The 25,934-nt window shown below is 53.8% G+C and carries 18 protein-coding genes; 16 read left to right on the top strand and 2 right to left on the bottom strand.

Features of this window, described 5'->3' with window-relative positions; all coding sequences use genetic code 11:
* Positions 1 to 121: 121 nt before the first annotated feature.
* From pap to MBOO_RS05505, 3 genes are all read left to right on the top strand, one after another.
* Positions 122 to 1,660 carry a polyphosphate:AMP phosphotransferase gene (gene pap, locus MBOO_RS05495; protein WP_232385635.1) on the top strand — a complete coding sequence of 513 codons (1,539 nt, stop codon included), beginning with the start codon at positions 122 to 124 and terminating at the stop codon, positions 1,658 to 1,660.
* Between the two features lie 152 nt (positions 1,661 to 1,812).
* Complete coding sequence (locus MBOO_RS05500; RefSeq protein ID WP_012106598.1) at positions 1,813 to 2,445, top strand: DUF2150 family protein; 633 nt, start codon at positions 1,813 to 1,815, stop codon at positions 2,443 to 2,445.
* Positions 2,442 to 2,894: a DUF5814 domain-containing protein gene (locus MBOO_RS05505; protein ID WP_012106599.1), complete on the top strand. Its 453-nt coding sequence runs from the start codon at positions 2,442 to 2,444 to the stop codon at positions 2,892 to 2,894. Before MBOO_RS05500 ends, MBOO_RS05505 begins: the two co-directional genes overlap by 4 nt.
* Positions 2,895 to 3,503: 609 nt before the next feature.
* Here MBOO_RS05505 and MBOO_RS05515 read toward each other — a convergent pair.
* Together MBOO_RS05515 and MBOO_RS05520 are read right to left on the bottom strand one after the other, a co-directional pair.
* On the bottom strand, positions 3,504 to 4,028 hold the full coding sequence (locus MBOO_RS05515; RefSeq protein ID WP_048068313.1) for a DJ-1/PfpI family protein: 525 nt from the start codon (positions 4,026 to 4,028) through the stop codon (positions 3,504 to 3,506).
* Between the two features lie 133 nt (positions 4,029 to 4,161).
* Entirely contained in the window at positions 4,162 to 4,851 is a 690-nt protein-coding gene (locus MBOO_RS05520; protein ID WP_012106601.1) for a mechanosensitive ion channel family protein, read from the bottom strand.
* Between the two features lie 161 nt (positions 4,852 to 5,012).
* On the opposite strand from MBOO_RS05520, the gene MBOO_RS05525 reads away from it, so the two are divergent.
* The 13 genes from MBOO_RS05525 to MBOO_RS05585 all read left to right on the top strand — a co-directional run bounded on the left by MBOO_RS05525 (position 5,013) and on the right by MBOO_RS05585 (position 25,917).
* Positions 5,013 to 6,362, top strand: a complete 1,350-nt coding sequence (locus tag MBOO_RS05525; protein WP_012106602.1) for a PAS domain-containing protein — start codon at positions 5,013 to 5,015, stop codon at positions 6,360 to 6,362.
* A gap of 257 nt (positions 6,363 to 6,619) precedes the next feature.
* Positions 6,620 to 7,972 carry a COG1361 S-layer family protein gene (locus tag MBOO_RS05530; protein WP_012106603.1) on the top strand — a complete coding sequence of 451 codons (1,353 nt, stop codon included), beginning with the start codon at positions 6,620 to 6,622 and terminating at the stop codon, positions 7,970 to 7,972.
* A gap of 105 nt (positions 7,973 to 8,077) precedes the next feature.
* Entirely contained in the window at positions 8,078 to 10,411 is a 2,334-nt protein-coding gene (locus MBOO_RS05535; RefSeq protein ID WP_012106604.1) for an efflux RND transporter permease subunit, read from the top strand.
* Between the two features lie 24 nt (positions 10,412 to 10,435).
* Entirely contained in the window at positions 10,436 to 11,731 is a 1,296-nt protein-coding gene (locus tag MBOO_RS05540; protein WP_012106605.1) for a COG1361 S-layer family protein, read from the top strand.
* A 27-nt stretch (positions 11,732 to 11,758) separates the two neighbouring features.
* A complete protein-coding gene (locus MBOO_RS05545; RefSeq protein WP_048068314.1) occupies positions 11,759 to 13,054 on the top strand; it encodes a COG1361 S-layer family protein in 1,296 nt (431 codons plus the stop codon).
* A 185-nt stretch (positions 13,055 to 13,239) separates the two neighbouring features.
* Positions 13,240 to 14,682, top strand: a complete 1,443-nt coding sequence (locus tag MBOO_RS05550) for a hypothetical protein (protein WP_012106607.1) — start codon at positions 13,240 to 13,242, stop codon at positions 14,680 to 14,682.
* A gap of 76 nt (positions 14,683 to 14,758) precedes the next feature.
* Positions 14,759 to 16,207: a zinc ribbon domain-containing protein gene (locus tag MBOO_RS05555; RefSeq protein WP_012106608.1), complete on the top strand. Its 1,449-nt coding sequence runs from the start codon at positions 14,759 to 14,761 to the stop codon at positions 16,205 to 16,207.
* A 146-nt stretch (positions 16,208 to 16,353) separates the two neighbouring features.
* Positions 16,354 to 17,556: a methionine adenosyltransferase gene (locus MBOO_RS05560; RefSeq protein ID WP_012106609.1), complete on the top strand. Its 1,203-nt coding sequence runs from the start codon at positions 16,354 to 16,356 to the stop codon at positions 17,554 to 17,556.
* 64 nt (positions 17,557 to 17,620) lie between these two features.
* On the top strand, positions 17,621 to 18,478 hold the full coding sequence (hisG, locus tag MBOO_RS05565; RefSeq protein ID WP_012106610.1) for an ATP phosphoribosyltransferase: 858 nt from the start codon (positions 17,621 to 17,623) through the stop codon (positions 18,476 to 18,478).
* Between the two features lie 7 nt (positions 18,479 to 18,485).
* Positions 18,486 to 19,196 carry a 1-(5-phosphoribosyl)-5-[(5-phosphoribosylamino)methylideneamino]imidazole-4-carboxamide isomerase gene (hisA, locus tag MBOO_RS05570; protein ID WP_012106611.1) on the top strand — a complete coding sequence of 237 codons (711 nt, stop codon included), beginning with the start codon at positions 18,486 to 18,488 and terminating at the stop codon, positions 19,194 to 19,196.
* Positions 19,193 to 19,771, top strand: a complete 579-nt coding sequence (hisB, locus tag MBOO_RS05575) for an imidazoleglycerol-phosphate dehydratase HisB (RefSeq protein ID WP_012106612.1) — start codon at positions 19,193 to 19,195, stop codon at positions 19,769 to 19,771. The genes hisA and hisB overlap by 4 nt, the downstream gene beginning before the upstream one ends.
* 104 nt (positions 19,772 to 19,875) lie before the next feature.
* Entirely contained in the window at positions 19,876 to 20,166 is a 291-nt protein-coding gene (locus tag MBOO_RS05580; protein ID WP_012106613.1) for a hypothetical protein, read from the top strand.
* A gap of 426 nt (positions 20,167 to 20,592) precedes the next feature.
* Positions 20,593 to 25,917, top strand: coding sequence for a PKD domain-containing protein (locus MBOO_RS05585; protein WP_048068316.1), 5,325 nt, complete (start codon positions 20,593 to 20,595; stop codon positions 25,915 to 25,917).
* The last annotated feature ends 17 nt before the right edge of the window (positions 25,918 to 25,934 follow it).

Consider the following 25,934-nt stretch of genomic DNA (forward strand, 5'->3'; position numbering starts at 1 on the left):
TGGCTGCCTCGTGCTCAAACCGGCCCGGCCGTACGGGCACCCATACCTCATGATGGGGCAGAGCGTGACCCGGCACGGCGTCTGATACCAACAATTGCTTTTATGATATAACCCGGCAAAGGTGACATTGCCAGGACTGCTCTTTGCCATTCCGGCAAAAGGAGACTCCATGCTGAAAAAGTGCGACCTGACCGAAAAGATCGACCAGAAGACCTTTGATGAGAAAACAGGGCCGCTGCAGGCGCATCTTGGGCAGCTGCAACGGCAGCTCCATGCCGAGAAAATCCCGGTAATTATCCTCATCGAAGGCTGGAATGCCGCGGGAATTTCACTCACGGTCAAGGAGCTTATCCGTTCTTTTGACCCCCGGGGGATCGAGCTTTCAACTATCGGATCCCCTACTGATGCAGAGCAGCACCGTCCGCTGTTATGGAGGTTCTGGAACCGCATCCCTCCCAAAGGCGGGATTGCCATCTTTGACCGGAGCTGGTACAGCCGGGCGCTCGCGGAGACCACCCGGCACCCGGCCTGGGAAAAACGCGTTGACACGGCTATCCAGTCCATCAACAGGTTTGAGCGTCAGCTTGCCGATGACAACACGATCATCGTCAAGATTTTCCTTCATATCAGTAAAAAAGAGCAGGAAAAACGTTTCATTGACCGTGAAACAAACCCCCTTACCTCGTGGATGGTAACCCCTGAGGACTGGGATTTCCACGGCGAGTATGAGACGTATTTCCCGCTTATCGATTCTTTCCTTAGAAGGACCAGTACTCCCGGTGCACCCTGGACGGTCATTGGTGCCGATGATACCCGGTACGCCATTCTTACCGCTTACAAGACGGTCATAGCGGCCCTTGAAAAGAGAAAAACGGGCAGGGACGGTATATCCGGGAAGGAGCATGCCACGTACACCCCCGATCTAGTCCCGGCGAAACGACACGAGGAAAAACCGGCCCGGCTCGATAAGGAGACCTACGAAAAACGACTCGCGGCCGCACAGCTGATGCTCGGCGATATGCAGTCCATCCTTTTCAAGCGCAATATCCCGCTTATTATTATCTTTGAGGGAAGGGATGCCGCGGGGAAAGGGGGCACCATAATGCGCCTCACTCGTGACTTAAACCCGAGAGGCTACCGGGTCACACCCGTTGGCGGCCCAAACGAATTTGAAAAAGATCATCACTATCTCTGGAGGTTTATACGGAAATACCCCCGCCAGGGCCATACGACGATCTATGACCGGAGCTGGTACGGCAGGGTCCTTGTGGAACGGGTGGAAGGTTTTTGCACCCGGGCTGAATGGAAACGGGCCTATTCCGAGATAAACGAAGTAGAGGAAGAATTCCGCTCGTGGGGCGGAGGAATTTTGAAATTCTGGCTGGAGGTCAGCCCCGAAGAGCAGCTCAAACGGTTCCAGGGGCGGGAAAAAGACCCGTCCAAGCAATGGAAGATCACTGAAGAAGACTGGCGGAACCGGGAGAAATGGGACCAGTACAGCGAAGCCATTGATGAGATGTTTGAAAAAACAAGTACGAAAAACGCACCATGGATCGTAATAAACTCGGATGATAAATGGAATGCACGGATAAAAACCGTTGAGACTGTCTGCGAGTACGCCGAGCGCCTGCTTCAGGTAAGATACCAGCACTACAGTTAATCCCGGTCTCCGGGAGCGGGTACCGCTAAAAGCCAGTGTCCCGCTAACGCAACCCGGCTTTACCTCATATCCGCACTCCTGGTGCCAGTCATCCATTTTTCCCCGGGGCAGGAACAAAACTCTTTAATCGGCGGAGAGAATAGTGTACTGAAATGGCAAAAAAGGCGAGCAAAAAGGTTGAAGAGGAACCCCTGAAACTCTTCTACATCTTCTATAACCAGGAGCGCTGGGACAACTGGGTAAAGTCGCTTTCTGAGGCGAGTTTCGAGGTAGACCCGAAAAGCGACGAGATGCCCGAGGGCTTCCGGGTACTGGACAGTTTCTCGGTAGACATCACCCTTGCCGTGCTCAAGATTGTCAAGCTGTACCAGAACAAGCGGTTCAGCAGGGAAGAGACGCTGGATAAGCTTGCGGCAGTCGAGGCTATTGTCATGTCCGAGGCCCCGAAAGGCGATCTCGAGGAGATAATTGAGATCCTCCAGCTTCCAAAGCTCGTCCTCTTTGCCTCGTCCCGCCGGTACCTTGGCGGCGAATTTGATAAGGACATAAAAACGCTTGTAAAAAAGGGCAGGGAAGCAATCGACAAGGACATGGAGCAGGCGTTAGAGATTGCATCCAATATCGGTGCCGCGGTAATCGATGGCGCTGCCTGCTGCGGGAAGTACGTCAAGGATGATCTCGAGAACCCGACCCTGTTTGACGAGTGGCTCATCGAATGCGAGCGGATGTTTGAGGCCATGGGCTCGCTCAAGAATTTCGATGAATCGACCGGAGAAGACGAGTGATCGCCGGCAGGGCGCGGTTCCGTCACGCAAAAAAGATTGAGCGTCTTTGCGGCTACCGGGTACCTGAATTTGCCTTTTCCCCGGTGATGCTCGAGACCGTCACCTCCCGTTTCAATTTCGATGCGCTGGATTTTGCCGTCCGCGAACAGCTCCTCCGCTTTTTTGACGATTTCCTCCGGTGCAAATGCAGGAACTCCCCGCTTTGCGGATGCCCGGAAAAAAAGTTTGCCAAAAAGGTGATCGAGCTGCGCGAGAACGGCCTCGACCACCGCCAGATCGCTGCCTATCTTTCCGATGAGTACGGGATCGAGATCTTTCCTGCGGATGTACTCTCTTTTTTGGAAGATTCCGTGCATGTGCTTGAAGCAATCGCGGACGTGGCGCACCTCCATGGTGAAGAGGCCCTGGCCGCAAAAACCGCGGATCACATCCGGCTCATTGAGCGTTAGGGTGTCTGCCGTCGTTCATCCAGAAAGCATATATTACAAAATGTAATACTTATTTTACGTGGTACCTGTTCAGACCATGCAGGACCCGCGATAAGGCACAAAAAAGACCGGAGAAAAAAAAGACAACCCCCCTTAGTATGCAGGAAAGCCCGGCACAGCCGGGAACACTTGCATACGTACCAGGCCGGCTCCGGCGGCAGGCCGCATACTATACATAATTAACACAAAAAAGGAGATGATAGGAAACAGGAGCATTACCGAAAACACCGTTCCCCCGCCCACCAGGAGAGGCGGGAAACTATGCCCGGGGCCCGTACTTTCTGTTTGGATCCCCGGTATTCGCCAAAAAATCCGCTCCCCTGCCTCCACCCGGCGGGGAGTCGGATCCCCGGCGTTATCGGGAAGACAAAAACGTACCCCGGCATGGCAGAACAACAAGTACTCTTCATCAGATCCAATCCATCCAACAGATACCTGTCGTTATCCTGCAGGGAACACCCCTGCCGGTTTTTTTATGATCGCTTGTACCGGTCGAGTACGAGCGGATCCGGGATCTCTTTTCCGGGTATAATGCAAAGAAAAATCGGACGAATCTTCTCTTGTGCGCGATTACCAGAATTCGTCACTGAGCTCTTTTACTACCGCTTCTGCAAACGCCTTTGCAGCAGCCGGGCCGTTTGCGGTTATGATCCGACCATCGGTTACGACCAGGTCTTTGGTTACAAGTGCCCTTCCCTTCTTCATCTCCAGCACTGCAACCGGGCTGTCATACACGGTTGCCTTCTTTCCTTTGAGGATCCCGGCTTTTGCAAGCACCACCGGCGCAAGGCAGATTGCGGCAACCACCTTATCCTTCCCGTGGAAATAACTTGCAAGCTGCACAAGTATATCGTCTTCCCAGAGGTATGTCTGACTTCCCGCGCCCCCGACAATAATCAGGCCCTTGTAGTTATTGGGGTCGATCTCGTCAAACGAGAGGCTGGCGGTTGCCTTTCCTCCAAGCATTCCCGTGCAGGTGCCGGCCCGGGTAGAGGCGATATCAAAGGCGATCCCGGCTTTTGTGAGGGCCGCAACCGGCTCTGCCAGTTCCTCGTCACGGTACTTTTCCGGAGCTATGGCAATTAGTGCTTTCATTGTTTCCGGGATGTTCCTTCTTCGTATTTGAGGTTTGGCCCGGCTCCCTGCAATGGAGATTTGCGGCGGGACATACCGCATAATGGGGATAGCAGGAGTACTGTCTGAAAAAAGGGTAATGTCGGGAGAATTTTCAGGGCTTTTTAACGATCGAATTGATAATATTATCCATGATCGCTTCGCTGCGGTTCTTGAGCCCGAATCCGACGATGATAGCGATCGCAGCGCCAAGACCAAGCCCGATGCCCCAGGCAATCGGGGTCACGAACGTGTAGATGATCGTGAGGTCGAGCATCAGCTGGGAAAGGGCGAGGATCGTGATCGCAAAGTAGAGGAAAAGGCGGATCAAAAACAGGACCGGTGTAATGAGCTGGATATCCTGCTGTGCATAGTACCGCCCCAGGAAATCGATGAAATAATCCGCAAGAATGAATCCCACGATAAGGATGATGATGAAGGCGACAATGTGGGGGATATACTCCACGATTGTGGTCATAAGCCTGCTCATGTACTCCATGTCAAGGATATTTACTGCCGCAAGCACGGCAATCATGTACACGAAAAGCCGGACAAAGATATCTCCTATATATCCTACAGTGATCCCGGCCTTTTTGACCGAACCGGCAAACGAGGTCTGATCGGCCACCTGCTCGACAAAGTGCTGCTCGCCAATCTTGTCAAGAACGATCCGTACTGCCCTGCCAAGAAGGCGACCGACAATCCAGCCGATGAGCAGCACGATAAGCGCCCCGATGACGCTTGGGGCATAGTTCATCACCGTTGCATTCCACTGGTCAGTAACACTGGTTACAACATCAACCATTTCCATCTCCTCCAAATTTCAGATACCTGTATGTTTTGATTCATATGCTTTGTCGAATTTATATATAAATATTTCTCATAAAGACGATACATATGGATAATTTACAACAATTATAAATGTTGACTGGAGCATAGAGTACCTTTACAGAAGATCGGATTGTCATGATGCAGGATTACCAGCAGGAACTTGGCCAGATCAAGAACCTTCTCAGGCAAAATCCGGAGGGAATGAGCGTTACCGATATTGCAAAAGCGCTCAAGAAGAACAAGAACACGACCGGGCGGTACCTGGATATCCTGCTGATATCAGGACAGGTGGACATGCGGACGTACGGCATGGCCAAGGTCTTTACTCTCTCCCAGCGCGTCCCGCTCTCTGCCATGCTCAGTTATTCAAAGGACCTGATCATGGTCCTTGACAAGGAATCCCGCATCACCGATATCAATGAAAATTTTGCTACACTCCTGCGCATTGCCCGAAAGGATGCCATAGGAAAAAATGTTGCTTATCTCAACTCCCCCGAGGTAGATGTCCGCGATTTTATCCACACCCTCTCTGCGCCCGGCACCCGGGAATCGGAGCGTATTGTTTCATTTGCAGTAAAGGGGTCCGGGGAACGGATCTTCAAGCAGAAATCCGTTCCCACGGTTTTTGATGATGGCCAAAGAGGCCTTACCATTATCCTTTCCGATGTAACTGAGGAGATCGTAAAAGAGCGGGAGATCCGGGAGCGGGAAGAACAGTTCCGGATGATGGCTGAGAATATCCAGGACGGGCTGATCATTTTAGAAAATGACCGGTGCACTTTTGTGAACCGGAGGGTTGCTGAGATCACCGGTTATACCTTTGAAGAACTCTGGGCAATGGATCCCATGGCAACAATCATAGATCCCGAGGACCAAAAAAAGCTGGAGCCGATCCTTGAACTCCGCAAAAAACCAGCCCAGGGAGTTACCGAGTTCCAGGGCCGTATCCGGAGGAAAGATGGTGTTTTCCGGGATGTTTATCTCAGGACCACCAGCCTCAAGCATGAAGAGACCTGGTTTGCGTTTGTTATCATGACCGATATCACCGAGCTGCGGACCAAGGATGCCGCACTCTTTGAAAGCGAACAGCGGTTCCGGATGATGGCAGAAAACATCCAGGACAGCCTCTTTATTATCGAGAACGAGCAGCTGGTCTATTCCAACCGGCGTCTCAGTGAGATCACGGGATATTCGGGTGAAGAGCTGCTTGCGAAGAGTCCCCGGGACCTGATTGCTCCTGAAGACATGCAGCGGATTGAGGAACTTTACACCAAATCCGTGGCCGGTGCCGGGCCGGCGCAGTTCCGGAGCTGGGTGCGGTGCAAAAACGGGGAAAGCCGGTTTGTGTACGGCCATATCAATTCTGTCAGCTCCGGCCAGACCGTGAGCACGTACATCACCATGACAGATATCACGGAATTTGCACAGCGCGAACAGGCGCTGCAGGATCGTATCCGGGAGCTGGAGAAGTCCATCGGGCAATAAGAAGATTCGTGTGTACCATTTTGCCCGATGCTTAACTCCGGGTTTGCGCTGGATAACTCATGTGGGATCTCTGGCAGGATGGTACTGAATTCACGTGCGGGTACCGTTGTCTGCTGTGGTGTTTTTTATATTTATCAATAAAATTCTCCCGTGAAAACAATGGCGTTTATAATATCTATGTATGACCGATGAGCCAAACGCTTAAATATAGAAAATTCAAACAGGTACCAAGCTTTTCGATACTATAGAGGACTTGCATGATCACACGCGATACTCCCTTATCCCCCGTCAACCGCACGGTTTTTCCGGCCTGCGCCAGCCTGCCGCGGCTGTTATGCCTGGTTTCGCTCGCTCTTCTCGTGTTTGCTGTCCTGCCGGTGAGTGCAGGAGATCAGTACATGGCAGGGAACCCCGAGCTCTCTGCGCATATCAGCGGCACCAATGAATTTTCTCCCGGGGACGATGTCAGCCTGCCGGTTGTCATCGACAACACCGGGCTAAACCAGTACTTGATCGTAAACTCAGGGATCATAAGCCCCACTGATCTTTCGAACACGGCCAAGCAGCTGACCGTTGCGCTCGGAGCCGGGGATGCACCGCTTGTAGTTAAGGCCGACCCGCAGGTTGTCGGCGATCTTGCTGCAAGCAACAGTGCCACGGCTTCATTCCATATCACCGTGAACCGGTATGCCCCGGCCGGAATATACCAACTGCCGGTTGTCCTGAATTACACGTATCTGTACCAGGCAAACCAGGAAGGTACCGAGGCGCTCAACTATCAGTACAAGAGCATCAACGAGACGGTCTTTGTCCCGATCACCATCAAGCCGGAAGTTCAGATTGCGGTCACCAGCGTTGAGGCAGCAAATCTGAACGCCGGGATCGAGGGTTATGTCAATCTGACCGTTGAAAACGTGGGGTCTGATAACGGCAGAAATGCGGTAGTCCGGATCCAGCAGAACGACCAGAGCCCGATTACGCCGGCTGAAGGCAGCGTGTACATCGGGGACTTTCCGCTTGGCGCGATATCCAACTGCACGTTCCGGGTATCTGTGGCAAGCACTGCCCAGCAGAAGACCTACCCGCTCGATGTGCTGGTAACGTACAAGAATTATGAGGGAGATTACGTGGACTCTCCCATAGAGACCGTGGGGGTTCCGGTAGGCCAGAAAGTGGCGTTTGCGGTAACCCCGGTCAGTGCATCAGTCCGGCCTGGTGCCAATGCCGTAATCACCTACCAGTTCCAGAATACGGGCGGGACCACCGCGTATAACGCCGAAGCGCGGATAAGTGCGATTGACCCCTTCACCAGTAACGATGACACGGCTTTCCTTGGCACCATGGCACCCGGGGATGTACGGACTGCATCGTTTGCTGTATCTGTTGATTCGGGTGCTACCGTCAAGGAATATGGCCTGGATTCCGAGGTTATCTACCGCGATGCGCTCGATAACCAGTTCACCTCCGATCCTCTCAAGGTCAATGTTGAGGTTGTGCATGCTCCCTCCCTGACCGAAGCAATCGGCCTGCCCGGTCTTATCGTCATTATCCTGGCCGTTCTTGCAGCGGCAGGCTATGCAATCTATCGCAGGTGGTTTAGACCCCGGTAATTCTTTTTGTCCGGGCTGCAACGTGCTACCCCGGCACACCAAAAAAGGGATATGACTGTTACATTCCGAAGAACCGGTTAACCGAACAGATTACAACGAATCACCATGATCGACCAGATCTTTAGTGCCATTGCCCATACCGTCAACCGCCGGCCCAAACTGGTAGTCGGTATTATCGCCATGGTATTTATCATCGCCCTTTTTGGCATGACTATGATCACCATGCAGACCGGGGATGACACCTATTTAAACAAGAACTCACAGGCAGGAGTAATCAATACAGAATATACCAACACCTTCAACAAAGATTCGCTAATCCTGATCATTGAAACCAGTGACCCGGTAAGTCCCACCGTACTCAACTATATGGACCGGCTGGAGACAGATATCCGGCAGCAACAGCATATTACCAGCGTGTCAAGCGTTGTGGATATCCTCAAGGAAGAGAATAATGGTATCCTGCCCCAGTCCACGGGAGAGATTAACGCACTGGTCAACCAGATGCCCCCTGCAGTACAGGCAACTGCGGTTCCGTCAAACGTGCTAACTCTCGTGCAGGTCCAGCTGGATCCCGGACTCTCGGACACTACAGAAACCTCGGTTCTTAACTCTGTGCAGCTGGCTGTCGACCAGTCCGACCCTCCTGCGGGAGTGACCGTTGAGGTATCGGGTCAGCCCGCATTCAACGCCCAGATGCAGGCTGCCATGGGATCCCAGATGGGCATCCTGATAGGGGCTGCAATGATCCTGATGGTTATTGTGATGGGTCTCCTCTTCTCCTACGTCAGCCACCGGTTCCTGCCGGTCGTGTTTGTGGGACTGGGTCTTACCACGGCCATGGGTCTGATGGGCCTTGCCCATATCCAGCTGAATATGGCCGTACTGGGCGCCTTCCCGGTCATGATCGGTCTGGGGATTGATTACGCGATCCAGTTCCATGCACGGCTCGATGAGGAGTCCCGGAAAGGCAGCCTTGACGATGCAGTCTATATGACCATCACCCGCACCGGCCCTGCCGTGATGTACGCTATGCTCGCCACTTCGCTGGGATTTGCTGCGATGTTTATCTCCACTGTGCCCATGATCCAGTCCTTCGGCCTTGTGGCTATGATCGGGATCATGAGCTGTTACTGCGTCTCTCTGGTAGGTATCCCGGCCGTAGCCCATGTGATCCACTATAAACCCCGGCCCCAGGTGCCCAAGGTCTGCTATGCAGTAGGTGAGGATGCCTGCGAGTTCCTGCCCTCCGCACCTCAGAAAAAGCAGAAAAACTCCTGGTCATATGGCCAGTTCCTGACCAGCACTTCGGTAAAAATCGCCAAAAACCCGGTTCCTATCCTGCTCATTGGTGCGCTCATCGCCGTTATTGGATTCCAGATCGATCCCCTCATCCCCATAGAAGCAAACCAGAACAACTTCGTGCCGAGCGATATGCCCGCAAAGATCGAGATTGACAAGGTCACCCGTATCTTGGGATCCACAACAACTGCCGACTTCTATGTTCAGGGAGCCCGCGTCACGGATCTCGATACGTTGCGGTGGATCAAGAGTTTCCAGGATTATGAGCTCGCTCATCATCCCCAGATCACTTCAGCTACTTCCATTGTGACCTACATTATGGCTTATAACGGAGGAACCATGCCGCAGACGCAGAGCCAGGCAGATGCGGCACTCGCAAAAATTCCGCAGAGTATTCGGGATGAGTACCTCAGCGGATCCATGCGCGGCGTGATCACCTTCGGAATGACCAATCTCCAGATCCCCCAGGAGGAAGATCTCAGGAACGTCATGGTCAACGATATCGCGTTCCTCCAGCCACCCGTCGGGATATCCGTCCAGCCTACCGGCTCTTTCGAGGTATTTACCTCGCTAATCGGGGGAATGTCTGAATCAAAAGACGAGATGACCTTCCTTGGCTTTGTCCTCATCTTTATCTTCCTTGCGGGAGTCTACCGCCACTTCCACGCGATCTCCCCTCTCATCCCCATCATCTTTATCGTTGGCTGGAATGCCGTCATGATGGAGATCCTCGGTATCGCCTACTCTCCCCTCACAGCCACCCTCGGATCCATGACCATTGGTGTCGCTGCCGAGTACACCATTCTCGTGATGGAGAGATATTCTGAGGAGGAAGAGCGCCTTCATGACCATACCGCTGCCATCCAGGAAAGTGTCAGCAGGATTGGAACAGCCATTACGGTCTCGGGCCTTGCGACCTTTTTTGGGTTCTCTGCTCTCTGTCTTTCAGACTTCCCCATCATCAGTAACTTCGGAGTATGTACGCTCATAGCGGTAGGGTTCTCGCTGGCTGGTGCCATCTTCATTATGCCTGCTGTCCTCTCCCTGATGGGCCAGTTTACCGAATGGCTGGAGACCAGGAAACACCGGCACCAGATCGTACCAGAGACACTTCCAGAAACAAAAAATCCAGATGTGTGAGAAAATCGTTACAGAGGTTATGCTATGAAATTATACACAACCTGTACAATAGTCCTGTTTGTTGCGGCGGTACTCTGCGTAATGCCGGTTCTTGCCCAGGACAAATATCTCGGTGGCTCACCGCAGATAACGGCGTATATCGCCGGGACCAACGAGTTTTCACCCGGTGAGGACGCGACGATCACGGTAGTTATCCAGAACAGCGGGACTGCAGATGTCCTGTTCCTCAACCAGGGAACGCTGCCTCAGGCGGATATACCCACGACCGCGAAGTTATTGACGGTATCTCTTACTTCCGGAGGGGCGCCGATCAACATCACGACCGGTCCGCAGGCACTCGGGGATCTTGCGAGCCCCGGGATCACGAGTGTACCGTTCACGGCGAAGATCACCACGGATGCGAACATGGGATCCTACACGCTGCCGCTTGAGGTGCAGTACTCGTATCTCTCGAACAGCCTGGCAAACCAGCCGGCAAGCGACGAGGTCAACCCGGAGTATTCACCGGTAAACGTAACCATTCCGCTCACGGTCCGGATCCAGCCGGTGGTCCAGGTCACGGTACTGGACGCCGAGGCGTCGGGCCTTGCGGTCGGAACGGAAGGCTATGTCAACCTGACCCTCAAAAACACGGGGTACCAGGATGGTACCAAAGCGACCGTGCAGATCCTGCAGCATGGTGACAGCGCAATCTACCCGACCGATAACAGCGTCTGGATCGGCGACTTCCCGCGCAATGGCACGGTCACCTGCCAGTACAAGGTCTCGGTCTCCGACAATGCCCAGCAGCAGACCTATCCGGTCGATGTGGAGGTGACCTATACCAACTCTGACGGTAACGTAGTCACATCCGCGATCGATACTGTGGGTATCCCGGTGGCCGGCAAGATCACCTTTGCCGTGGTCTCTCCCCCGGCAGAGGTAGTCCAGGGTGCAAATACCGTGATCACTATCACCTACCAGAACACCGGTGCGATCACCGCGCGGAGTGCCGAGGCACGGCTCACCACCTATGCCCCACTCTCAAGCGATGATTCCCTGGCCTATCTCGGCGATATCCCCCCGGGTGGAACCGTGACTGCACGCTATGCCATATCCGCCGATACTAACGCCGCAACCAGGACCTATCCCCTCGATACCGAGGTCAGGTACCGCGATCAGCTCGACAACAGCCAGGTCTCCGATACCTTTACCGCAAACGTTACCGTCACCCAAAAACCTCCCACATCCCCCCTGGTACAGGCTGCTGAAATTGTCGCTGCCATCGCCATTATCGCGGCGGCCGGATATTACTTCTTTGTGATGAGAAAAAAGAGATAACTGGAGAAACGGATGATACCTACACTCATGAGAAGACATAAAGGACGGATTATCATACTCCTCCTTGTTCTTGCGGCATTTCTTGTCTCGCCGGCGTTTGCGGGGACGAGATATTTCGAAGGAAGCCCGAATCTGACGGCATATGTTAGTGGCGCAAACCAGTTTGCACCAGGAAGTTCCATCCAGATCCCGGTGGTGATCAAGAACACGGGAATAAATACGTATTACGAGGTGGCATCAAATATTGTCGACCGTGCGGATGTCCCCACAACGGCGAAGTTTGTGACAGTTGCGATGGGTGCGGGAAATGCACCTGTAGTTATCAAGACTGACCCGCAGATGATCGGTGACATCGCAAGCCAGGACCAGCAGACCGCTACCTTTTCAGCTACCGTCAATGCGGATGCAGCGGGTGGCACCTATACCCTCCCGCTCAACATCACTTACCAGCAGTTTTCTCATGTCGACCAGTACGGGATGGACACATTCCAGTATTATTATGTCCCAATGAACGTGACACTCACCGTACCGCTGGTCATTAAATCAGAGGTGATTCCTGAGGTGATTTCAGCGACCTCTGACAACCTCGTCGCAGGAGCGGACGGTTACGTGAACCTGACGATTAAAAACATCGGGTCGTTTGACGGGACCAAGGCAACCGTCCAGATTGTCCAGAACGATGATAGTCCCGTCAGTCCGGTGGACAGCAACGTGTATATCGGGGATTTCCCGGCCGGCAGCACCGTTTCCTGCCAGTACAAGGTGGCAGTGGCAGACACGGCTCAGAACAAGACCTATCCCGTCGACGTTGTTGTGAACTACCAGAACGACGAGGGTGATATGGTACCCTCCCAGTCCCAGACCGTGGGCATTGATGTAGGCAACAAGGTAAATTTTGCCATCCAGATCTCTCCCATCGAGATGAGCCCGGGAAGCAAACACACCATCCAGATCGAATATCAGAATACCGGTGATACCATGGTTTACAGCGCACAGGCACGCATCAGTGTAGCCGCACCCTTTACCAGTTCCTCTGATGTCGCCTACCTGGGAGATCTCGCACCGGGACAGACCGCGGTTGCCACCTACCAGATCAGTGTTGCAAGCGATGCTACCCTCAAGGAGTACGGCCTTGATTCTGAGATCCGGTACAACAATGCCATCGGCGATACCTACGTCTCCGACCCCATGAAAGTCACCATTGATGTACAGAACCTCACCGGTCTTGAGGGCATCATCTCCAACCCGGTATATCTCTCCCTTATCGCTGCCGTGATTATCGGCATCATTTATGCTATCATCCATACCCGGAAGAAACACTAAATCAATCTCGACGATTCAGTCAGTATATATACGGGAATACCCCTCTTTTTTCGCGAAAGGAGAGAAATGCAAAGACAGAGCAGCTTGCAAAAGAAGAGAATATCTTTTCCCTGGGCCGTGTGCCCTCTGCCTGCAAGTGTTTATCCGCCGGTCCTGCAAACGAATAGCAGCAGCGTGACACAACGATGACCTCTCCCCAGTTTCTCCCGATTCCTCCTCAACTACGTGCGCTGGCCTGTGAAACCCTCAACCGCCGCGTTGGAAGGCTCCCCCTGATAAAGGATGGCGTGGAAATTACCGAAACACTCGTGGGAACTACCCTTGAATGCCTGAACGCGGAGGCAACACGGACCCTGCCGGTAAAAACAGCGGCCGGGGAATCTTTCTGCCCGGGTCTTGATCAGTGCCTGAGCGGGCGACTTGGCGGGGAGAGAAGTACTGAAGCGGTGGTCATGGCCGGGGTTCTCACGGATGCCGGTCTTGGGGAACCGGCTGTAATCCTTGATGCGGCGACCCACCACCAGATCCGGGGGATCCGCCTTCTCTCTGCATGGGCCTGGCATATCGGGTCCGGGGAGGTGGTTTCCCCAGGTACCTGTCAGTATACAGGTGACGGGGACGGGTGGCTTGCCTGCTGCCCGGTCTGCAGGACCGGGATCCTGGGTCAGGTGACCGGCAAAAGGCTTTTTGGCATCCCTCCGACTGATTACTACCTTGACTGTTCTCACTGCGGTGCCAAGTTTATCCCGGAGAAAGACCGGTTCCGGCTTGTATCGATTGCCCGGATCTCCGATCCCCGCTGGCGGCAGTATCTCAATTCCTGCAGGACGCCGGAGGATTGGGCTGCCTTGCTCCGGGAGGAGACCACTGCACGCCAGGTACGACCTGCGCGAAGTATCGCCACGTCACGGTACCGCATCTCTCCCCCAAAACCCCAGCCGGTTCTGAGGGAATTCCCGGTTCAGCGGGCTGAAAAGATCGCTGTGCCGGTTGAAGGTGTGGCCGTTCCCTTCTCTTCCATCAGGGATGGCTCCCTTGTGGTGTCGGGCACCACAAAGACGCTCTATTTCCGGCCGGTCACACTCCGGTTTTTACGCGGGACCCGGCACGATCTCTTCTGCCATGCAGAGCGCAGTCTCGAACAGGTACTCAACAGCCCGGTATATGCTGATGTAAAACCACTTCTGGCGCAAGAGTACGAACGCTATCTCCCGCTCCGCATTGGCCCGGTGACAGAAGAACTCAGGAAAAAAAGTGATCCTCGGTACCGGCAGCTCCTGAACCGATACGGCGACCGGGAGTTCAGCTCATTTGCTGTGGAGGATCCCGTCATCGGGCAGAAGAAAGGTGTCCTTCTTGTGTTCCTCCAGGGAAAACTTTGTTATATTACTGCCTGTCATACCACTTTTTCTGATCTTATCGACCGCACTTTTGGCACGATCTCGCCCGATTGCTGTTATCTTGACGGGAATGCAGATGCCTGCCGGATCAACAGCCTGGCCACTGCGTTCCGTGATGGGCCGGTCTTCTGGATCCACGAGAACGACGATGACCGTGCCATTGAGGTTCTTGTGGCCGATTTGCAGGACCGTTACCTGAAGGGATTTTCTGCTCCGGCAGGAACCTGACCGGAACAGAGAATTTTTCATATCCTATGCAAACATTATATTTATTCAATCAGGTCAGGGAGCAGGGAGATATCGGATGAAAAAGTGTCCGCATTGCGGGATGAATATCCGGGATAACGTCGAGGTCTGCGGGTACTGTGGAGGTGAGATCGTCTCACGGCCGCAGGGCGCTGGGGTAAAGGGAGCTGCGGCCCAGAACCGGAATGTCCCGCCCCGGGTTGCCCAGAAGGCACCTGTCGCTCCCCCTGCGGATGCCGCAGACGGGGTTGAAGGCGAAGAAGAAGAGGGCGGGGGACTCTCGAAGATCCTCCAGCCCGGGGAACAGGTGCTGATCGGGTCCCTGAATGTCTCGGTAAAAAAATTCTTTTTCCACGCGTATCTCACCAACAAGCGTATCTTCCTGATCGATACCCAGGAAAAGAAACTCAAGGTCACGGCAAAGGACATCCCTCGTGAAACGATTGCCGATAGTATTGTGGAGTATTCGGAAAATGCCGACCCGGTGCTTGTACTTTCGGTAAAATCCTCTGATGATGATGTCAAGACCATGAAACTGGTCTTTTCCCAGAACGGGTCCGACCGTACCGGAGAGATCGATGACTGGATAGCCCTGCTTGGCCGTGAACCTGAGGCAAAGAAGCCTGGCAGGCAGGCAGCCTCGCCTCAGAAAGCATCCGAACCCGAGCCCGAACCAGAAGAAGAGTTCGTACAGGAAGTGGAGCCGGAAGAAGAGGAGTCTCTTCCTGCACCACGGGCGGCAAAATATCCGGTCCGCCAGGAGGCGTTGCGCCCGTCGCGAAAACCCCTCAAGGAACATGAACGCCAGCCCCCGGTAAAACGGCTTATCCCCCTGGCCCGTGAACCGGAACCAGAGCCCGAACCCGAACCTGAACCCCTGCCCCCGGTCCAGCAGCCCCAGAGGAGGGTTCAGGTAAAGTCTGTTGAGGAGCCGCAGCGCAGGGTGCCTGCTGTACGTGGTGTACCTGCACCTGTGAGAGGTGACACCCAGCCGGTCAGGAAACCGGAAAGCCAGACTGCCGTGCGGGCGGCGATGAACTCCCCGGTACAGCCGTTGCGGCAAACCATGGTCCAGCCGGCAAAGAGTAGTATCTCGGAACCGGTCCGCCGCCCCCTGCCGGATGCAACCCGGGAAACACTGTCCGATGAACGCCCGGTAGTACGGAAGGCCGCAGTCCCTGAGGTACCGGCGGATGCCCCGCAGTTCTGCCATAACTGCGGGAAGAGACTACCCGGCGAGGCCAACTTCTGTCCTGGCTGCGGGACGCGTCTTGGGCGTTCGCGGACCGATCCGGCGGCCGCAGCCCGTGCTTCAAAGACCCTGCCCCGTCCTGTGGCAGCAGTCGCCCCTCCGCCTGCTCCTCCGTCTGCGGCCCAGCGCCGCGTCCCCCGGATAGAAGAGATTAATGAAGATGAAGACGAGGAGGTCCAGCCACGGCGGCCCCCGGTCAAAAAGACCCCCAAGGGCAGTGACATGACCATCCTGCAGAAATTCCTCCGGCGCTGAATCCGGATAACCCTCCCATAATCTCTTTCTCTCCTATATTTCTGGGAGAAATATTTTCGTGCCCGTTTTTTTCAGAAAGAAGAAACGGTTATATGAAATCCAGTCTCTTCTATTAGTACGATTACTTGAGAAACCGAGGAAATTTAATGAAAAGAAATATCCAGATCGAAGCGTTGAATCAGATTCCCCTTGAAAAGCAGCGGATTGAACTTGTTGAACGCAAGTGCCTCGGCCACCCCGACAGTATTGCCGATGGAATAGCTGAGTCGATCTCCCAGGCGCTCTGCCGGGAGTACCTCAAGGAGTTCGGGGCCGTCCTCCACCACAACACCGACCAGGGTGAGGTTGTTGCCGGGGAATCGTGCCCGAAGTTCGGCGGGGGGAAGATGATCCGCCCGATCTACGTGCTTATCGACGGCCGGGCCACCAAGCAGTTCAACGGCGTCACCATCCCCACCGATACGGTTGCAGTCGAAGCTGCACACGAGTACCTGCATAAGATCCTTCCTGAACTCAACCTGCAGCGCGATGTTATGATCGACAGCCGGCTCGGGACAGGTTCTACCGATCTGCGGGATGTCTTCAAGCCCCGCCAGGGAAAAGTCCCGCGCTCCAACGATACCTCGTTTGGTGTCGGGCATGCACCGTTCTCCGATGTAGAGACCATTATCCGGAATACGTCCGAGTATATCGATACCAAACTCCGCAAGAAATACCCGGCCATCGGCCAGGACATTAAGATCATGGGCCTGCGGGACGGGAACACGATTACGCTGACCGTTGCCTGCGCTATTGTCGACCGGTACTGTGCGGACATCAGGGAGTACCAGGAATACATGGGCCTCCTGACCGAAGAGATCGGTAAAGTGGCAAAGAAGAGCACCAAGCGCAAGGTTGTCGTAAATCTCAACACCGCAGACGATATCAAGAGTAAGAGCGTGTTCCTGACCGTCACTGGCACATCGGCCGAGATGGGAGATGACGGCTCGGTAGGTCGGGGTAACCGCTGCAACGGGCTTATCACCCCTAACCGTCCGATGAGCATGGAGGCGACAAGCGGCAAGAACCCGATCAACCATATCGGGAAGATCTACAACCTCCTCTCAACACAGATTGCACAGGAATCGATCAAAAAGGTCGACGGTATCGAGGAGATGTACGTCCGCCTGCTCTCCCAGATCGGAAAACCAATCGACCAGCCACTTGTTGCAAGTGTCCAAGTGCTGCCAAGAAAAGGTGTCACCCTCCAGGAGATCAACGGCGAGATCCAAGCGATCGTTGACGACAATCTTGCCAATGTTACCAGCATCACGGAGAAGGTAATCCGTGGCGAACTCAAGACCTTCTAAAACCAGGAAAGGCAAAATACCCAATCCTGCCCCGGCGGCGGGAAACGCCTCTTCTTTTTCAGGTATGATCCGGCTTGCCATCCCGAACAAGGGACGGATTGCAGCCCCGATCATGGAACTCATGGAGAAAAGCGGGCTCCATCTTACCGAAGGTTCCGAGCGCCGGCTGATTGCCCGCACGCTCGACCCTCATGTGGAAGTTCTCTTTGCCCGGCCCATCGATATCCCCGAGTACGTAGCCACAGGTGCGGCGGACCTGGGTATTACCGGTCACGATATGGTTGTCGAGCGGGAGTCCGATGTGGAAGAGATTCTCGATCTTCAGATAGGAAAGGCAAAGCTCGTGCTTGCGGTCCGCGAGGAGTCGGATATTGCATCCGCAGGCGACCTCAAAGGCGCAAAAATTGCAACTGAGTTCCCGACCATCACCCGGCAGTACTTTGCAAAACACCACGTGCCGGTCACGATTGTCCTTGTCGGTGGTGCCTGCGAAGCAACGCCTCACCTTGGGATTGCCGATGCAATTGTGGATCTCTCCAGCTCGGGGACCACCTTAAAGACCAACCACCTCCGGGTGCTCGACGAGGTACTTACCACGTCTACGCACCTTATTGCCAACCGCGCCTCGCTTGCGGCCAAACGGGAAAAGATCGATGAGATCCATCTTGCCCTCGAGAGCGTGGTGCGGGCACGGGGGCAGTGCTACCTGATGATGAACGTGAAACGCGCGGCGCTTGAAAAGGTAAAAGGAGTCCTCCCCGGGCTCTCTGGCCCGACGGTCATGGATGTGGCCTCGACCGAGGACATGGTCGCGGTCCATGCCGTGGTAAATGAAGAACGGGTGTATGCACTGATCAACTCCCTGAAGCGGGCGGGGGCACGTGACATCCTGGTCCTGTCCATAGAAAGGATGATCCGCTGATTGTGCCATGAGAATCTTTCCTGCTGTGGATATCCTTGGGGGAAGGTGCGTCCAGCTTGTGCAGGGAAAGCGGGAGAGTGCCACCGCGTATGGTGATCCCCTTACCTGCGCACGGCGCTGGATCGATGCCGGGGCCGATGCCCTGCATGTGGTCAATCTTGATGGCGCATTTGGGGATTCTGCAAAGAACGCAGATCTGATCCGCGGACTGGTAAAAGAGACCGGTATTGAGATCGAACTCGGAGGCGGGATCCGCTCGGTAGAAGATGCCGCCCGCTGGCTGGATACCGGGGCATCAAGGATTATTCTCTCGACTTTCGCGATTAAGGAGCCCGAAAGCATCCGTACCCTCTCGCAGGAATTCGGGAGCGACCGGGTGATGGCTGGCGTGGATGCGAAGGGCGGTCAGGTTGCGATCCATGGCTGGCAGGAGACCGCAGGAGACTATATCGGGTGGGCACAACGGTTCGAACAGCTCGGCGCCGGTTTCCTCCTGTACACGAACGTCGATGTCGAAGGGCTCCAGGGCGGGATCGCTGCCGGGCCGGTCCGCCGGCTTATCGGGAATGTCAGGATCCCGGTGGTCGTTGCCGGTGGGGTATCGGCGCGTGCGGATGTGGCACTCTTAAAAGAGTCCGGGGCCTACGGCGCAGTGCTCGGGTCGGCGCTGTACAGCGGAAAGATTAACCTTTCAGAGGCTCTAGAGGAATCTCGATGAACGTTTCGCTTGCGCGGGAGACAAAAGAGACAAAAATTGCGCTCACCTTTGACCCCGAAGGGACAGGGAAGGTCGCGGTGGAGACCGGCATCCCGTTCTTCGACCACATGCTCACCGGTATGGCCCGGCACGGGGGATTTGATCTCACCTGCACAGTCACGGGGGATCTTGGTGTTGACAGCCACCACACGATCGAGGATACCGGCATTGTCCTTGGCGATGCGATAAAAGCGGCAATCGGTGAGGGGAGAGGGATCCGCAGGTTTGCCCATGCGATAATCCCGATGGACGAATCCCTTGCACAGGTGGCCCTCGACTGCGGCGGGCGGGGCTATCTTGTCTATACCGGCACATTCGGGGCCCGGACGCTCGGGAACATTCCTCCCGACCTCTTCGAGCATTTCTTTTATACGCTCTGCATCCATGCGGGCATTACGGCCCATATCCGGTTTACCGGCAGGAACGACCACCACCAGTGCGAGGCAATGTTCAAGGCATTCGGGATTGCCCTTGGCGAGGCACTGGCAAAGAGCGGGAAAACAAAAGAGATCCCAAGTACGAAAGGGACATTCTGAAGACCATTGGGATCATCCCGCCACTGATCTTTCCGTAGTGAGCCGGCCAGATACCGGGGCAAAAATCCAATGGGAATTCAGAAATCCTGACATGAGGAGATGGAATGGGCATTTTCCGGTACGATAGCAAATATGCAGCGCCGACAAAAGAGCAGCGCGAGCGGTACATGAAGGGAGACTGCGAAGAGCACTGTTTTGGGCCAGAGAACGAAATTATGCTCATCGTGTACGACGAAGCAGCCTATCTCAAGAACGATACAGACGGATCCCGGATCCTCTTTACCGGGGCCAAAGACAAAGGAAAGGTATACGACGAGATCAACCGTCTCCTTGCCGAAAACGCCGGGAGGGGGAGTGGCAGCCGGTCGTTTACTTCGGGGAGCAAGATTGAGTAGGGTGTGCAAACGGGCCGTACGCTACCCGATGTTGCACCCGAATCCTGCCGCTTTTGTATTTCTTACTTTTATTACGTGGGTATAAAGTGCCGTCTTTATCGTTCAATCTGAAGATATGATCCGGCGGCGAAACGAACTCTGGTAAGTTACAGCACTTGATCGTGTTCGAGATCAAATTTATGTAGTACATCCCAAAAATCCGAATACGGATATATACGATCAAGGAACCGCCCGAGGGCACAATTTTTAGTCGTTTTTATTTTTCGGCCCCGGGGTTCTCAGGAATTTATAGATTCTCCAACAATCCGATAAAGTCCGGGGCTGAAATCTTCGAATCAAAAAATAGAAAATGCAAATAAGTATATATGGCTGAAACTTTCAGTCAAAAAAAATAGGAAAATGAAACTTTCTGGTTATCATGCCCTAATGCTCCTTTTTATTATCGGTCTTATCGCGATAGCGATACTTCCCGGGATTAGCTCAGCGGCACTTAAAGATACCTCTACGGGAACTATATATCAAACCCTTGAAGATGCCGCAACGGCAAATACCGGCAGTGATATCCTGTTCCTGATCAGTAACACTTCGGTGACCCTGACTCCTGGCAAGAACATTGTCCAGTTCCCGAACACCATTACCATTCAACAAAATAAGACATACACAGGGGGGAAAACAGATAAAGACTTTATATTTGTCAATGCAACAATTGGATTTAACGGAAACTCCCAGACCTATACATTGTCTCCTACCGGCAGTAGTCATTTCCTCATTTTCAGCTATGATCAGACCGGAACATTCCAGAATAATTCCCTCTTCGAAATTACCGGGAATTCGAATACGTTTAATCTTGGTGAATCCCATCCATCCCTGATCGCCGGGAGTTTTACCGGTACCGGGGTAAACCTCACGGGGAATTACAATTCTCTTAATTCCTGGATCGGTGAACTTGAAGACGCCAATGGTGATGGCTATGCTTCCGATCTGTCGATAGTATTCAATCTGGCAGGCTCCTACAACAGCATCTCTGACACCCAGTCCTGTCCCCTGAATACCCAGGCGAGCGGGGGGATAGGGCTAAAAGTGACAGGTAATTTTAATGGAGCACCCGGGTCAGCCAGTGTAACAAGTCCGCCGACATCGGGCGAGACTTCCCCACCTATCTATATCGACACCAGCCAGATTTACAGTGCTCCCGGGGGGAAAATCTATATCGCTCCTTCAGCTAACGGGAATGTCATCCGGGATGATAATTTCAATCTGAATACGCAGCCACAGATCTATCTCTCGAATGGAACTGCAGGCACACAAACAACCTCCTGGTATTTCTTCAACAGCTCCTGGTCGCCTTCCGGCGGGAACAGGAACCTGACCATCGATACTTCGCAATGGTCTTTCCCGTTTGGAGGAAACGTAAGCCTGGTTGCCGGTATTTCCAACATTACCGGGCAGTCGACAGATATTATTCAGAACAGCTCCCTGTTCCTGGATTCTACTACCGGAGAATCGAGCGGGATCCTGAAAAATGACACAAGCTCCCTGAAATTCAACACTATCTCTGCTGTTGTCCCGGTGGGGATGTCGATTGGGAATAATACGTACCTCGATAAAAATAACAATATTGTATCTACTCCTGGATCCCTGGGTTACGTAACCGTCCTTGATTTCAACCCCTACTACTCCCTGCCGAACGAGAACTTCAACAGTACCCGGACAACCGACTGGAGTTCGATACCGGATTTCACTGCAGCCCATAATCTCACGTTAGTAGTCGAGAACAAGACATCGCATGCATTGCTGGGGAATATCAGTTACAACCAGGATCTCGATCTCTTGACATCTGGTGTTGATTCAGGTCTTGCCGTGCTCGGGAATAATCTCGCCATATCCTCGACCGGTAACAGCACCAACTTTACGATGACTAACGCGGAACTGAATTCCGTATTTAATAACCCGGCCACCCTGACCATGTATCCCAACAACTTCCCGTTCGCCGGTTATGGGAATATTACTATCACGGCTACCACTGATTCGGGCACAACGACAACACTATTCGATAAAGGCACCTGGCTCAATTATGCCGGTTTCGTCAACTATCCTTCACAGAATGTCACAGTTATCGGTAACTCCAGTATTTCACTCCCGGTCCTCCATTTCAGCAAATACGATTTCTTTGAAACGGCTCCGGTCGCAAACTTCACCGGCACACCGACGAACGGAAATGCTCCACTTACCGTGCAATTCACCGATACCTCGGCCTACAGCAACCCGGATTCCTGGAACTGGTCGTTTGGAGATGGCAATTTCTCAGTTGCACAGAACCCTGCGCATACGTACGTCTCTGCGGGCAGCTACACGGTTTCCCTGACTTCTGCCGATGTCGGGGGGTCCAATACGACCACGATTGCAAATTACATCAACGTCTCGGCGGCCCTGCCTGTTCCGATCTTCACCGGGACTCCGACTTCCGGCGCAGAGCCACTGAATGTCCAGTTCAACGATACTACCCCTGGAACCGGTATCCAGTACTGGAACTGGTCGTTTGGAGATACCACCTGGTCCAATACAACAGACGTGACGGCAAAGAACGTAACACACCTGTACACAGCCATCGGCAGTTACACGGTAAGCCTCTCGGTCACCAATTCATCGGGAATAAGCTCCCCGGCAACCGTTACCAATACGACCACGATTGCAAATTACATCAACATCTCAGCGGCCCTGCCTATTCCGATCTTCACCGGGACTCCGACTTCCGGCCCCGAGCCATTGAGTGTCCAGTTCAACGATACTACCCCTGGAGCCGGTATCCAGTACTGGAACTGGTCGTTTGGAGATGCTACCTGGTTCAATACAACAGACGTGACTGCAAAAAACGTAACTCACCCGTATTCTTCGGCCGGTAGCTACACGGTGAACCTCTCGGTCACTAATTCATCAGGGCTGAGTTTCCCTGCGACCATTACCAATACGACCACGATTGCAAATTACATCAACGTCTCGGCGGCCCTGCCTGTTCCGATCTTCACCGGGACTCCGACTTCCGGCGCAGAGCCACTGAGTGTCCAGTTCAACGATACTACCCCTGGAACCGGTATCCAGTACTGGAACTGGTCGTTTGGAGATGGAAACTGGTTCAATACAACTGATGTCACGGCAAAAAACGTAACGCACCCGTATACCGCCATCGGCAGTTACACGGTAAGCCTCTCGGTCACCAATTCATCGGGAATAATCTCCCCGGCAACCGTTACCAATACGACCACGATTGCAAATTACATCAACGTATCAGCGGCCCTGCCTATTCCGATCTTCACCGGGACTCCGACTTCCGGTTTCGAGCCGTTGAGTGTCCAGTTCAACGATACCACCCCAGGAACCGGTATCCGGTACTGGAACTGGTCGTTTGGAGATGCTACCTGGTTCAATACAACGGACGTGACTGCAAAAAACGTAACTCACCCGTATTCCTCGGCCGGTAGTTTTTCGGTAAGCCTCTCGGTCACCAATTCATCGGGACTGAGTTCCCCGGCAACCATAACCAACACGACAAAGCTTGCAAATTATATCAACGCGTCAGCGACCCTTCCCATTCCGGTCTTTACCGGTACACCGACATTCGGTCATGAGCCGCAAAATGTCCAGTTCAATGATAGCACGTCGGGGACTGGCATCCAGTACTGGAACTGGTCGTTTGGAGATGGAAACTGGTTCAATACAACCGATGTCACGGCAAAAAACGTAACTCACCCGTATACAGCCATCGGCAGCTACACGGTAAGTCTCTCGGTCACCAATTCATCAGGAATACTCTCCCCGGCAACCGTTACCAATACGACTTCGATTGCAAATTACATCAACATCTCAGCCGCCCTCCCCATTCCGGTCTTTACCGGTAACCCGACATCCGGTCACGCGCCGCTGAGTGTCCTGTTCAATGATAGCACGTCGGGGACTGGCATCCAGTACTGGAACTGGTCGTTTGGAGATACCACCTGGTCCAATACAACTGACGTGACGGCAAAAAATGTAACCCACCTGTATTTGTCAGCCGGCAGTTACACGGTGAACCTCTCCGTCACCAATTCATCGGGGCTGAGTTCCCCGGCAACCATTACCAACACGACTTCCATCCTGAATTATATCAGTATCACGGGCCCGCTGCCGGTCCCCTCATTTACCGGATCGCCCCGGGGCGGGAATGCGACGCTGGTTGTACAATTCAATGACACTTCCATATCCCCGGGCATCACGGCATGGAACTGGTCATTTGGCGATAGTGGCTGGTCCAACACCACCAATGTTCTTCTCCGGAACGCCACCCATCAGTATTCAGTGCAGGGATCGTATACGGTGAACCTCTCCGTAACCAATTCATCGGGATCAAATACCACGTCACAGACGGGGTACATTGTCGTAGGCCCCCCCCTTCCCATTCCGGACTTCACAGGATCGCCAACCCACGGGAACCCTCCTCTGGCAGTGCAGTTCAACGATACCTCGACATCTCCCGGCATCAACTCCTGGAACTGGTCGTTCGGTGATAATATCTGGTTCAATACGACCGACATAACCGTCCGGAATGCGTCCCACACGTATTCATCGACAGGTACTTTTACCGTGAACCTGACGGTTACCAATACAACCGGCGTTAACACCACAAGCCGGTCGGGGTACATTTCCACGCTCCCCTCCCTGCCGATCCCCGCATTTACCGGTTCACCGGTATCGGGTCTTGCCCCCCTGTTCGTCCAGTTTACTGATACGTCGACATCGCCGGGCATCAACTCCTGGAACTGGTCGTTTGGCGATGGCAGCTGGTTTAACACTTCCGATGCCACCCAGAGAAACGCAAATTATACCTATGTCAATGCCGGCAGTTACACGGTGAGCCTCTCGGTCTCCAATACTTCGGGGACTAATACGACAACCCGGAATGGTTTTATCACTGCCACCAGCTCCAGCTCTTCCGCCCCGGCATCGCCCGGAAGCAGCGGCGTCTCGTCAAGTGTAGGTGGTTCAACTGCGGTGACTCTCTCTAGCGTCCCCTCAGGACAAACGGCGATATTTTCCTTTGACCAGAATCCCAATCCCGTTCAACCGGTTGCCGTCATCCAGGTCCAGGTCGTACCTTCACAAAACCTGGGAACCGTGGAGGTAATCGCGTTGCCTGCAACTATCGGTAAACCCCTGGAGGGGACCGTTGCCGGTTATATACTTATCAATCTCGTTGGCGTCAATCCGGATGCAGTCGACCATGGTGTTATCACCTTCTCCGTCATTGAAGAATGGCTTGGCAACCACCAGGTAAACCCTGCAAATATCGTACTGATGCGCGAGCACAACAATCAATGGACAGCATTGCCAACCACCTTTGATCACCAGGACGGGGATTACTATTATTTCGATGCAACTACGCCAGGTTTCTCGTACTTTGCCGTAGTGGCGCAATCCCCGGGAACTACCCCGGGGGCGACCGTGAAATCAACACCCGCTCCGGCAATAACACCGATTACCCCGGTCGTCACCACAGTGCCGACCTACGCGATTGTTCAGCGTACCCCGATTGTATCACCGGTGACCGTGGGAACGACTGCGGTTCCGGCAACATCGGCACCCTCGACGTCTTCCGGTATCCCGATCAATGTGTTCGCAGCGATCGGCGGGATCGTAATTGTCCTTGGGGGAATCCTCCTCATCAGACGATGGTGGATACGAAGACAAAATCCGGCATTATTCCGGAAATATGACTGATACTCTTTTCCTCCCTC

This window comes from Methanoregula boonei 6A8, assembly GCF_000017625.1.
Taxonomy (GTDB): domain Archaea; phylum Halobacteriota; class Methanomicrobia; order Methanomicrobiales; family Methanospirillaceae; genus Methanoregula; species Methanoregula boonei.

Bases quoted from the DNA above. Each gene is read 5' to 3' on its own strand.
- MBOO_RS05500 (WP_012106598.1), top strand. From the start codon at position 1,813: ATGGCAAAAAAGGCGAGCAAAAAGGTTGAAGAGGAACCCCTGAAACTC.
- MBOO_RS05515 (WP_048068313.1), bottom strand. From the start codon at position 4,028: ATGAAAGCACTAATTGCCATAGCTCCGGAAAAGTACCGTGACGAGGAA.
- MBOO_RS05520 (WP_012106601.1), bottom strand. From the start codon at position 4,851: ATGGTTGATGTTGTAACCAGTGTTACTGACCAGTGGAATGCAACGGTG.
- MBOO_RS05525 (WP_012106602.1), top strand. From the start codon at position 5,013: ATGATGCAGGATTACCAGCAGGAACTTGGCCAGATCAAGAACCTTCTC.
- MBOO_RS05530 (WP_012106603.1), top strand. From the start codon at position 6,620: ATGATCACACGCGATACTCCCTTATCCCCCGTCAACCGCACGGTTTTT.
- MBOO_RS05535 (WP_012106604.1), top strand. From the start codon at position 8,078: ATGATCGACCAGATCTTTAGTGCCATTGCCCATACCGTCAACCGCCGG.
- MBOO_RS05540 (WP_012106605.1), top strand. From the start codon at position 10,436: ATGAAATTATACACAACCTGTACAATAGTCCTGTTTGTTGCGGCGGTA.
- MBOO_RS05545 (WP_048068314.1), top strand. From the start codon at position 11,759: ATGAGAAGACATAAAGGACGGATTATCATACTCCTCCTTGTTCTTGCG.
- MBOO_RS05550 (WP_012106607.1), top strand. From the start codon at position 13,240: ATGACCTCTCCCCAGTTTCTCCCGATTCCTCCTCAACTACGTGCGCTG.
- MBOO_RS05555 (WP_012106608.1), top strand. From the start codon at position 14,759: ATGAAAAAGTGTCCGCATTGCGGGATGAATATCCGGGATAACGTCGAG.
- MBOO_RS05560 (WP_012106609.1), top strand. From the start codon at position 16,354: ATGAAAAGAAATATCCAGATCGAAGCGTTGAATCAGATTCCCCTTGAA.
- hisG (WP_012106610.1), top strand. From the start codon at position 17,621: ATGATCCGGCTTGCCATCCCGAACAAGGGACGGATTGCAGCCCCGATC.
- hisA (WP_012106611.1), top strand. From the start codon at position 18,486: ATGAGAATCTTTCCTGCTGTGGATATCCTTGGGGGAAGGTGCGTCCAG.
- hisB (WP_012106612.1), top strand. From the start codon at position 19,193: ATGAACGTTTCGCTTGCGCGGGAGACAAAAGAGACAAAAATTGCGCTC.
- MBOO_RS05580 (WP_012106613.1), top strand. From the start codon at position 19,876: ATGGGCATTTTCCGGTACGATAGCAAATATGCAGCGCCGACAAAAGAG.
- MBOO_RS05585 (WP_048068316.1), top strand. From the start codon at position 20,593: ATGCTCCTTTTTATTATCGGTCTTATCGCGATAGCGATACTTCCCGGG.